The sequence below is a fragment of the Ochrobactrum chromiisoli genome, assembly GCF_026241335.1.
Classification (GTDB): domain Bacteria; phylum Pseudomonadota; class Alphaproteobacteria; order Rhizobiales; family Rhizobiaceae; genus Brucella; species Brucella chromiisoli.
Genome location: NZ_JAPHAV010000017.1, coordinates 59,111 through 69,973 on the forward strand (window position 1 = coordinate 59,111; position 10,863 = coordinate 69,973).

Genomic DNA, 10,863 nt, shown 5'->3' on the forward strand with positions numbered 1-10,863 from the left:
TCAATTTCAGGCAATGCGCCTATCTGATCTAACGTTGTTCCAAGGAAAACTTCTCAGCGCGCATCCGCATTGCCTGCTCAAGTGCGATTGAGTGTCGGGCAATCTTGTCGAAACAGACAGACGTTGCCTCATTAATGGCGCGCAGTTCTCCGTCAAGCGAACCCGTCATTATCTGACGAAAAGTGATCGATGAACGCCCAACTTTCAACACCTGAGACCGGATCGTCAGTAAATCCCCGGCTGGCACTTCCTTTTTGTATTCCATTGTCGAGCGCACGTCCGCCCAACCGAAACTCTCATCCGGGATTTTTCCGGCAATATGGCCCAAAAGCTGAAAGCTCGCATCGTCGAACATCCCGGCGTAATGCCGGACATTCATATGCCCCACGACGTCGCACATCCACGGATGCGCGACGCCTACAAAAGTCACAAGACCGCTCATCGCGCCACCGACTGATAACCGCCCAGAAAAGCGGTGAGATTATCACTCAGCGCATCACAAAGATAACCGCCTTCCTGCACGATGACAGTTGGCAGGCGAAGCTTTGCGATTGCTTCGGCAATGCGTCCAAAGCCACCCGTGGTGACCGACAACCCGCCGAACGGATCACCCTCGAACGGGTCAAGACCAAGCGCTACAACCAGCGCATCCGGCGCAAAAGCTTCGATGCGACGGAAAGCGGTATCGAGTGACGCCAAAAACTCGGCATCGCCGGATTTGCGCGGCAGCGGCAAATTGAGGTTATAGCCAAGTCCCGCACCTTCACCGCGTTCATCGGCATGCCCCCAGAAGAACGGATAGAAACGCACCGGATCAGCGTGAATGGAGACGGTCAAAACATCGGGGCGCGCATAGAAAATGCCTTGCGTCCCGTTGCCATGATGAAGATCGACATCAAGGATTGCAACGCGCTCGGCCTTCGAGCGTAGACGCTGCGCGGCAACCGCCGAATTGTTGATGAAGCAAAAGCCGCCAGCAACATCGGTAAAAGCGTGATGCCCCGGCGGACGACACAGCGCATAGGCCGCAATCTCGCCTGACAGCACCGCGTCGGCGGCGTCAACCGCGCTCCAGGCACTCCAGCAGACACTTTCCCATGTGTGTTCAGCTATCGGACAAGCCGTATCCGCCATGTGATAACCAACCTGCCCGACGGCGGAGGCAGGATAGCGGCCATCACGTGCTAACGGATGAATGTTCGGGATGACCTCTTGCGAAGCCTCGTCAATGCGCCGCCAACGCGCATAGATATGCTGAAGAAACTCCAGATATTCCGGCGTATGCACAGCAGCAATTGGGCCGATGCCATGGCTTTTCGGACGGATAATCTCACACCCTGCGGCCTTTGCTCCAGCAAGCAGGCGCTCGACGCGTTCGGGCTGTTCGGGGTTCGGCTGCGGCGCACCGCTTGAAAGAAAAGCTTTCGGGTCGTGACGCTTTTGCTCAACAGCGTAAAAGGCTTTCATGACTGCTCCCTAGTTACATTGATATCCGCCAGACGGGAAAAATCCTCGCCATAAGCGCCGTGATCGAGGTCGGCTTCGATCCAGCCAATACCCAACCGTTGATAAAAACGCTGCGCAGCCACATTGTCCCGATCCACAGCCAGCCGCAAATAGACACCGCCGCGTACTGTCGACCAGGAAGCAACGTGGCGCAGCAGAAACGCACCAATAGCCCGACCGCGGAACGCTTCATCAACGTAGAGGTCCTGCACAAAGACACCCGGCTTCCCAAGCCATGTCGAGAAGATTGGGAAGAACAGTGCCAGCCCTGCAAATACCTTATCCACCTCAGCGATCAGGCAGGTAAACGCAGCATGAGGACCAAAGCCGTGGCGGTGAAAATCTTCTACCGTGCTGGAGACTTTGTCAGCAGCGCCAAGCTCTAACCCCAGCGCACGGATCGCCTTGTGAATCTGTTCGGCATCGCCGGGCTCGGCAAGCCGGATCACAACGTCTTTTTTTCGATCCAACACAATCTTTGGCATCAGAACGCCACCCTGTCTCCACCTTTCAGGCCCAGATAGTCGCGTGCCTCATCGGGCGTGGCAATTTCCAGCGACAAGCCATCAAGAATGCTACGGATACGCCGCACCTGATCGGCATTGTTTTTGGCCAGCTTTCCACGTCCGTCATAGAGGCTGTCTTCCAGACCGACACGCACATTGCCGCCCATGGCGGCGGCCATTGTGATCATCGGAATCTGGTGTCGCCCTGCCGCCAGAACCGAGAAGGAATAGTCGTCGCCGAACAGCTTGTCTGCAATACGCTTCATATGCATGAGGTTGTCCGGGTCTGCGCCAATCCCGCCCAGAATACCGAAGACAAACTGGATGAAAAGATGACCAGTCACCAGCCCACGATCACGGAAATGGGCCAGTGAGTAGAGATGACCGACATCATAACATTCGAATTCGAAACGCGTGCCGCAGCCCTGTCCGAGGCGTGTCAGAATACCTTCCATATCGGCAAAAGTGTTCTTGAAGATTGAATGACGGGTCGCCTCCAACAGTTCCGGTTCCCACGCATGCTTCCACTCGCGCGGTTTGTCGAGAGCTGGAAACAGCGCGAAATTCATCGAGCCCATATTGAGCGAGCACATTTCCGGTTGCGCCTTAAGCGGCGCCGCCAGCCGGTCATCCAGCGTCATCAACGATGAGCCTCCGGTGGAAATATTCACCACCGCCGCCGTCGATTGTTTGATGCGCGGCAGGAACTGCATGAACAGGTCTGGATTGGCGGACGGCCTGCCGTCAAGCGGATCGCGGGCGTGCAGATGCAGAATGGACGCGCCAGCTTCCGCCGCAGCGATCGCCTCGCTGGCGATTTCTTCCGGCGTAACCGGCAGATGCGGCGACATGGTCGGCGTATGCACGGAACCCGTCACGGCGCAGGTGATAATCACCTTGCGCTGTGTTTTCTTCTTATCGGTCATGTTCCGGTTTCCTTATGCGTTGACGGGCAGATTCAATTCACGCGCCAGAACTTCCAGCGTGTCGCCGAGGATAGCGGTGATCTCGCCAACCTGTTCCTGGCTCACAATCATGGGCGGACAGACGAGGAAGTGATCCCCTTCGACACCGCCACGCGTGCGGCGCGAATAGATGATCAGTCCGCGTTCATAGGCGAGATCAACCATGCGCTGATGTGCATTCAGTTCCTTCGGCAATGGCTTCATGGTTTCGGGGTCGGACACAAATTCGGCTGCCAGCAACAACCCCTTGCCGCGCACATCGCCAATGAAAGGAAACCGTTTTGCCAGTCCTTCCAATTCGCCCTTCAGCTCGTCCCCCATGCGGGCGGCATTACCGACAAGATCGAGGCGTTCAATCTCCTGCAGCACCGCCTTGCCTGCCGCGCAAGCCAGCGGATTGCCAGCATAGGTGAAGCCATGCAGAAAGCCGCCAGCATCCAGAACCGGCTGCACAATGCGGCCCGGTGCCGCCATTGCGCCGAGCGGGCAATAGCCGGAGGCGAAACCCTTTGAAAGCGCGATGAGATCGGGCTTGCAGTTCCAGTGGTCACCGCCCAGAAACTTGCCGGTACGCCCCGCACCGCTCATCACCTCGTCATGGATCAGCAAGATGCCATAACGGTCGCAGATTTCGCGAATGCGTGGATAGTAACTGTCGGGTGCGACCAGCGCGCCGGTGGAAGCTCCACCGATTGGCTCCATGATGAAGGCGAGTACGCTTTCGGGACCTTCTTCCTGAATTTTCTCCTCCAGCATATCGGCATATTTCTGCCCGCGCTGTTCCATCGTGAGATTATCACGGTCGAGATAGGCAGTCGGCGCCGGGACTTTCGGCATTTCGCGCATGATGGGCGCAAAAGGCTCGCTCAAGGCCGCATAACCGGTGACAGCCAGTGCTCCAAGCGTGCCGCCATGGTACGATGGAAAGCGCGAAATTACTTTCCAGCGTGTGCCCTGCCCGGTCGCAACCGCCCATTGGCGGGCAAGCTTGATACAGGATTCCACCGCTTCCGAACCGCCGGACACAAAGAAAATCTTGTCCAGCCCCTCCGGCATACGCTCGGCAGCCATGCGCGCGAGATCTTCCGCAGGTTCGTTTTCGAAATGCAGACGATAAGCGAAGGTAACGCGATCCATCTGCTCTTTCATGGCATCGAGCACATTGCGATTGCCGTGGCCGATATTGACCACCATCGCGCCACTCGACCCGTCGATGACGCGACGCCCGTCCTGATCCCAGATGTAGATGCCTTCGGCACGATCCACCAGCGGCCTGCGCAGGCGCGATTGATAGAAAAGATGCGATGCCGGGCGTTCGTTGTGTGTTTTTGTGTTGAGCATGATGTTACTCTGTCAGCGCTTGAGATATTGGTTGAGAACATTGGCGGTCACACGTTCGACCATAGGGTCGCCGCGTTTGAGAGCCGCGACCCACTCACAGCTGCCGGCGTGGAAAACCTCGCCCTTGCCGCGTGGGAAATTGACGATCATGCCGCAGCCGCGTTTGATGCGGTCGACGGCTGCATCTTCATTGTTGCCGATCAGCGTGTCGGCCACGAACTTGGCATCAGCATCGGAGAGGAACTGGTCGTCGGCAGGAATATCCGCGCTCTCTTCCTTGAGAGAAGACATACCGAGCGCCAGAATCTGCAATCCATCGGGCGCGCCGCTGCCCTCCTCTGGTTCAGGCAGGCCACCCCGGATCACATAATCGAGCCCATCGACTTCGTAGCCGAAAGCATGGCCGTCAGCGCCTAAGAGATCGCCGTAATAGATTCCGGTTCCGGCAAAGGCCCAATGTTCCGGGCGATAAACAGGAAAGCCGCGCACGCCACGCGGGGCGCAACCGCCCCAGCCAACATAAAGGCCACGCAGCGCATTGAGGCCGAATGTCTCCGCTGCTGGCCGCCCGGTTTCCGCCGCTTCCCAGCAACCACTTGTGCGACGTGGATCTGCGGAGCGATAGATCGGGTCTTCGGCGTGGGCGCGATATTTGTAGCATGTCTGGCGCTTACCATTGTCTTCAAGCCGTGTCTGCCACATGAAATTGCCTGCAAAACGCGCTGCGCGACCGCCACCATCCACATAATGATCGACAGCATCGCGCATCTCCCACGTCCAGTATTCGTCGTGGCCGACAAAAACCACGCAATCATAACCATCGAGGATTTCCGGCGAGAAATGCAATTCGTGCTGACTGGCGAGATCAACCGCATAGCCTTGCTGCTCGGCCCAGCGGAAGAACAGGCTGTCATAGCTTGCCCAGCCGGAGGACGCATATTTCTTGGAATAGCCATTCGCAAAGGCCCATTCCATATGCGGATAGCGCGGGGGAGCAGCAGGCGGCGTCACAAATTCCAGCGGTACGCGAGGTGCATCGGGCGGCAGCAGCGCAAAGCCACGGCAGAACGGACGCTCGATGCTCACCGTTGTGGCATATTGATCGCCATTCGGTCCGGTAATGCCCTGATAGTGATTGGAACCGCCCCAGGTATTATAGGCCGTCCATGTGCCTGTCGCTGCAACCTGCAGGATACGGCCGGGTTTGCGCCCCGCAGCAGGCCGCAAGATGAACAGGTGGTGGCAATGGATCGGCTCGCCGTCACTGCCTTGCGCCTTCAGCGTGATGCGATAGGCACCCGATGGCCAGTTCTCATCCGTCTTGAACGAAAATGTCGTCTCCCAGCCGCATCCGATGACGGAGCACTGTGCTGGCGTTTCCTGCCACTTGCAATCAATCCCGCGCCTGGAAAAAACCAGCGTCTCAACTGCCCCATCCCGCACGATTTCGATGTCGAAACGTGACACGGTCGCGCTCACCTGTAGATGAACAGTCGCACCCGACAGATAGGAATAGGCGTCTGTGTAGCACCAGATTTCACCGCGCGGCCCATCCATGCCGGGATTTTCGTAATAATGACCCAGGACTGCTTCGCGACGCTGTGCCGGGGTCAGTCCGAAATCGGGAAATGCGCTGACGCTTCTCTCGCTCATTTTGAAACCTCACGCCGCCAGATATTTCTTGAGGAAGGAGCGTGTGCGCTCCTGCACCGGATGGCTCAGAATCTGCTCCGGCGGCCCCTCTTCCACCACCACGCCGCCATCCATAAACAGGATCCGGTCGGCCACCTCGCCCGCAAAACGCATCTCGTGCGTGACAATCAGCATCGTCATGTGTTCGGCAGCAAGCTGCTTCATGACGGCATTGACCTCATCTACCAGTTCGGGATCGAGCGCTGAAGTTGCCTCATCAAACAACATGACTTTCGGTTGCATGGCGAGCGCACGCGCTATGGCCACGCGCTGCTTCTGACCGCCCGACAGGCGCGAGGGATAGACATCGATCTTGTCAGCGAGCCCGACCTTTTTCAAAAGTTCCAGCGCCAGCGTGCGTGCGGCGTCCTTCGTCATGCCCTTGAGCTTGATGGGACCGAGCGTGATGTTTTCCAGCACTGTCAGATGCGGAAATAGATTAAAGTGCTGAAACACCATGCCCATCTGCTGGCGCACGGCATTGATGTGTTTTTCGAACGCCTGCCCGGTGAGCGGTTGGTTGACCTGTATGCCGTCAAGCCAGACTTCGCCGCCATTGAGCGTTTCCAGATGATTGATTGAGCGCAGAAGCGTGCTCTTGCCGGAACCGCTGGGACCGATGATCGCCACGATCTGGCCGCGCGCCACCGAAAGGTCGATCCCTTTCAGCACTTCCAGCGCGCCATAGGCTTTACGGGCACCCTTCACTTCGACCATCGGTTTTGCGATTTTGGGGCTGCTCATCGCGTGACCTCCACTTTTCTTTCAATGCGCCGCAAGCTGGCTTCCAGAACCAGATTGATCACGTAGTAGATGGCGGCGATGGTGATATAGAATTCGAACGGACTGAAGGTCTCGCTGATAGCAAGCTGCGCACTGTGCACCAGCTCCGCAATGCCGATGATTGAAACCAGCGACGTATCCTTCAGAAGAACGATCATGTTGTTGCCAATCGGCGGGATCGTGTTGCGGATCGCCTGCGGGATGACAATGTAGCGCAAGGCCTGAGCACGACTGAAACCGATGGAACGCGCACCTTCCATCTGACCCGGATCAACCGTTACAATACCTGCACGGATGATGTCGGCATTATAAACCGCAAAATGCAGGCTGAGACCAATGATGCCAGCGCCGAGCGCGGGAATATCAATGCCGATCTGAACCAGCCCGAAATAGATCAGAAACAGCTGCAGCAGAAGCGGTGTACCCATGAAGAGCCACATGAAGAACCGCACAGGCCATGCGAGAATCGTAGGTGCGTAAAGCACCACCAGCGCAAAGACGATACCGAGCACGAAGCTGAGGAAAGAAGACGCAACAGTCAGAACCAGCGTCCACCACAGTCCGGTCAAAAGCAGATCCGTATAGGGCGTGACGATGCTGAAATCGAGGGCTTGCATCCAGTCCTCCCTCACTGCGCCGCGAAGCGCTTGTCGAGAAGATCGACTCCGCGCGCCACGATATAGATGATGATCATGTAGAGAACGGCGGCAATGCCGAATATCTCGAACGGTTTGTAGGTCGAACCGATGAAACGCTGCGCCGTATAGGTCAGTTCAACCACCGAAATGGTGGAGACCAGCGCCGAGCCCTTCAAGAGCGCAATCGTATTGACGCCGAGGGGGCGGATCATGAGCCGGGCGGCCTGAGGCAGTACAACAAACCGCATGGTCTGCCCGCGCCCGAAACCGATAGAACGGGCCGCTTCGCTCTGGCCGCGATCCACACTTTGAATTGCGCCTCGGATCGATTCCGACATATAGGCGCCAATATTCAGTCCCAGCCCGATAACGCCAGCGGCGAACGGTTCCAGATTGATGCCGATCTGCGGACCGCCAAAATAGAGAATAAAGAGCTGTACAAGGCACGGCGTGCCACGAAAGACGCTCACATAAGCTGCCGCAAGCCATCGCAGGATGGCCGAACGAGACATACGCCCGTTAACCAGGACCGCTGCAACGGCCAGGCCCAGCACCAGGGCCAGAGCGGAAATTTGAACAGTCACCCATGCCGCCTCCAGAAAAAACGGGAGGACGCGCTCCATCAACGCAAAATCCATCGGAAAACTCCGGTCAATAGGCTTTCAACCGGCCCGGACATATACCGGGCCGGAATGGCGTATCAGCGAATATCGCTGCCGACCCATTGCATCGCGATCTTCTCATAGGTGCCGTCAGCCATGATCTCATCGAGAGCTTTCTGCATTGCAGCCTTCAGCTCCGGATTATTCTTGCGGATGGCGATGCCGATGGCGACGCTGCCACCTTCGATTTCGGGCGTATCGAGCCTGCGAACCTTTTGACCGGTTTCCTTAATCGCCACCATGACCGGAATATTGTCGACGACGATCGCGTCAACACGACCAGCATTCAGTTCGAGCATGAGTTCCGGCAAACCTTTATAGGTTCGAATGGTCCATCCGCCTTGTTCTCGTGCCCATTTTTCGTGGGTTTCACCAAGCGTGACGCCCAGCGTCTTGCCCTTGAGATCATCAAGCTTTTGAACGACAGAGTCTTCCTTCACGAAAACCGCGCGGCCCGCGTGATAGTAGGGCCCCACGAAATCGACGGCCTTCTCGCGTTCCGGCGTAATTGTCATGGAGCCGACAACCGTGTCGAACTTGCCAGCCCGAAGACCGGCGACGATACCATCCCATGCCGTGGTGATAAGCTGCGGCTTGAGCTGCATGCGCTCGGCAATCGCCGTGCCGATCGAAGCATCGAAACCAACAACTTCGTTCTTCTCATTGACGAAGTTGAACGGCGGATACTGGCCGCTCATGGCGATCTTCAACTCGCCCGACGCCTTGATTTTTTCCAGATCATCCGCCTGTGCAGGCGCAACCGCAAAGACTGCAGTGGCGGCAATTGCGGCAGCGGCAATGAAACCCGTGATTTTGTTAAACATGCTGTTCCCGACTTCCTTTTGTTTCTTTTCTTGAAGTTTTTTGGTGCCTCTCAATTTTCATGATTGCTTTTATGGATGCATTTCGCAAATAGATAATGGAAATAGATTGCATAGATTTCATGAATGGATGATACCATGTCGCTGCACCGCCCTGAACGCCTTGTCTGGGATCTGGACTGGAACCTTCTGCGGAGTTTCGTGGTGATCGCCGAGGTGAAAAGCATCACCCGCGCCGCAGAACGCCTCAACCTCAAACAACCGAGTGTGAGCAATGCGCTACGACGGTTGGAGGACCGTATCGGTCAGCGACTGGTGGAACGCGACGCTACACATTTTGAACTGACGGAAGTCGGCAAATTGCTTTACGAACAGAGCATTGAGGTGTTCGGCGCAATTTCGCAGCTGCCGCAATTGGTGCGCGGTGTCGGTGACAATGTGACCGGCCATGTCACCATATCGGTCGCCAGCCACATCGTATCGCCGATTTTCGATCAGGCGCTTGCGCTGTTTCACGAACAGCATCCCAACGCGACACTAACGATCAACGTGTCCGCCAGCACAGAAGTCGCCCGGCTGGTGCGGGAAAAGCGCGCTTCTTTTGGCCTCGGCCTGGTGAGCAATCGCGATCCAGCCCTCGAATACACCATGGTTTATCGTGAGTTCTTCGGATTTTTCTGCGGCCCTCAGCACCGGATGTTCGGCCAGTCCGGGCTGACGCTTGCCGATCTGAAGGGAGAGCCATCAGTTTCGTTCCAAACCGATCATATTGCAGACGCGCTGCGCCCTGTGGCCTTGCTGCGTAGCGATGCGCGCCTCTCTCCAGATGTAATCGGCACTTCATCGAGCCTTGAAGAAGTTCGCCGAATGATCATCACCGGGTTTGGCATCGGCCCGCTTCCAGTGCATGTGGCGCGACGCGAAATCGATGACGGCCTCCTTTGGCGTCTGCCGCCTTACGACAACCCACCTGCCATTGATGTTTTCTTGATCTACAACCCAGAAGCCAATCTCAATAAGGCAGAAAAGGCCATGCTGGCAGGGATGAAATCTCTCATTGCATCGACGCCCCTTGAAGAGCGCATATACCACGATTAAAGCCGCCCCAAAGCCCCGATCTTCATGGCTGCGCAAGCAGCGTTTCATGATAGGCCCAGAACTCGTCTATGAACCGTTAAGCCAGACTGTAAGCAGGGCCATTACTGCGGTGAATACGTCAATCAGCATGCAAAAGTTTCCAGTTGGCTGTTTTGAAGATCGATTGCTGAGTTGGCTTGAACCGGAGAAACGTAAACCTACTCGTCAGCGGCGCACAGCGCAGCGTTTATATAAGAGGTTGCAATAAGAAGGGTATGATGGCGCTTGCGACAATGTAGGGGGAGAGAGTATTTTAACCACGATGGATGCACAAGCTACCGAAGGTGGGGATAAAAGAGTTCATTCTTCATTCGTTGGGATGGCCGGTTATCTTGCGAGTGCACTACTGGGACAATAAACACAACTGCCTCGCGTTACCAATTCTCGCTCTAACGTCGGGTCGGCGACTGTGTGGATTGTGATCGCAATGGAACTTACGGCGTGAATAGCAATTAATCGTCGTTGCGATGGCCGTATCGTGCCTGCTTTCTTACATCCTCTAATGTTTGAGATTGGGTTTAAAGCGTCTTGAGTCGTCAAAGTCGATGTCACAGTCTATCATCGTCTAAGAGATAAACCGGGTGAACCGCGTGCAGATCTTGACTGTTTAGAGCTTGCGTTTTGGTTGTACAGGGCCCTTAAACAACAAAACCCGCCGCTGATGCGACGGGTTTTTTTGATATTTTGGTTGCGGGGGCAGGATTTGAACCTGCGGCCTTCAGGTTATGAGCCTGACGAGCTACCGGGCTGCTCCACCCCGCGCTATTTTTTGAACTATTCGGGTCATGATATTATTTCCGCCGAAGAGGCGG

Annotated in this window: 11 protein-coding genes and 1 tRNA gene; 1 reads left to right on the forward strand and 11 read right to left on the reverse strand. The window is 56.2% G+C overall.

The window, feature by feature from the left end; translation table 11 throughout:
• Positions 1-28: 28 nt before the first annotated feature.
• The 10 genes from OPR82_RS20080 to OPR82_RS20125 form a co-directional block, all read right to left on the reverse strand.
• Positions 29-442 (reverse strand): acyl-CoA thioesterase, encoded by a 414-nt coding sequence (locus tag OPR82_RS20080; protein WP_265986679.1) that lies wholly within the window; start codon positions 440-442, stop codon positions 29-31.
• Complete coding sequence (locus tag OPR82_RS20085; RefSeq protein WP_265986680.1) at positions 439-1,467, reverse strand: histone deacetylase family protein; 1,029 nt, start codon at positions 1,465-1,467, stop codon at positions 439-441. The genes OPR82_RS20080 and OPR82_RS20085 overlap by 4 nt, the downstream gene beginning before the upstream one ends.
• Positions 1,464-1,991 (reverse strand): GNAT family N-acetyltransferase, encoded by a 528-nt coding sequence (locus tag OPR82_RS20090; protein ID WP_265986681.1) that lies wholly within the window; start codon positions 1,989-1,991, stop codon positions 1,464-1,466. The genes OPR82_RS20085 and OPR82_RS20090 overlap by 4 nt, the downstream gene beginning before the upstream one ends.
• Positions 1,991-2,938, reverse strand: a complete 948-nt coding sequence (locus OPR82_RS20095) for a BKACE family enzyme (RefSeq protein ID WP_265986683.1) — start codon at positions 2,936-2,938, stop codon at positions 1,991-1,993. Before OPR82_RS20095 ends, OPR82_RS20090 begins: the two co-directional genes overlap by 1 nt.
• A 12-nt stretch (positions 2,939-2,950) precedes the next feature.
• Positions 2,951-4,318, reverse strand: coding sequence for an aminotransferase family protein (locus OPR82_RS20100; RefSeq protein ID WP_265986685.1), 1,368 nt, complete (start codon positions 4,316-4,318; stop codon positions 2,951-2,953).
• Between the two features lie 12 nt (positions 4,319-4,330).
• Positions 4,331-5,971, reverse strand: coding sequence for a N,N-dimethylformamidase beta subunit family domain-containing protein (locus tag OPR82_RS20105; RefSeq protein ID WP_265986686.1), 1,641 nt, complete (start codon positions 5,969-5,971; stop codon positions 4,331-4,333).
• A gap of 9 nt (positions 5,972-5,980) precedes the next feature.
• Positions 5,981-6,727: an amino acid ABC transporter ATP-binding protein gene (locus OPR82_RS20110; protein WP_265986698.1), complete on the reverse strand. Its 747-nt coding sequence runs from the start codon at positions 6,725-6,727 to the stop codon at positions 5,981-5,983.
• Positions 6,728-6,750: 23 nt separating this feature from the next.
• Positions 6,751-7,410: an amino acid ABC transporter permease gene (locus OPR82_RS20115; RefSeq protein ID WP_265986687.1), complete on the reverse strand. Its 660-nt coding sequence runs from the start codon at positions 7,408-7,410 to the stop codon at positions 6,751-6,753.
• Between the two features lie 11 nt (positions 7,411-7,421).
• Positions 7,422-8,069, reverse strand: a complete 648-nt coding sequence (locus OPR82_RS20120; RefSeq protein WP_265986688.1) for an amino acid ABC transporter permease — start codon at positions 8,067-8,069, stop codon at positions 7,422-7,424.
• 62 nt (positions 8,070-8,131) lie between these two features.
• The gene (locus OPR82_RS20125; protein WP_265986689.1) at positions 8,132-8,917 is read right to left on the reverse strand and encodes an ABC transporter substrate-binding protein; all 786 of its coding nucleotides are present in this window, start codon (positions 8,915-8,917) and stop codon (positions 8,132-8,134) included.
• A gap of 135 nt (positions 8,918-9,052) precedes the next feature.
• On the opposite strand from OPR82_RS20125, the gene OPR82_RS20130 reads away from it, so the two are divergent.
• Positions 9,053-10,012, forward strand: a complete 960-nt coding sequence (locus OPR82_RS20130) for a LysR family transcriptional regulator (RefSeq protein ID WP_265986690.1) — start codon at positions 9,053-9,055, stop codon at positions 10,010-10,012.
• A 724-nt stretch (positions 10,013-10,736) separates the two neighbouring features.
• Here the strand turns inward: OPR82_RS20130 and OPR82_RS20135 are convergent.
• Positions 10,737-10,813: transfer RNA gene (locus tag OPR82_RS20135), tRNA-Met, on the reverse strand.
• Positions 10,814-10,863: the final 50 nt, after the last annotated feature.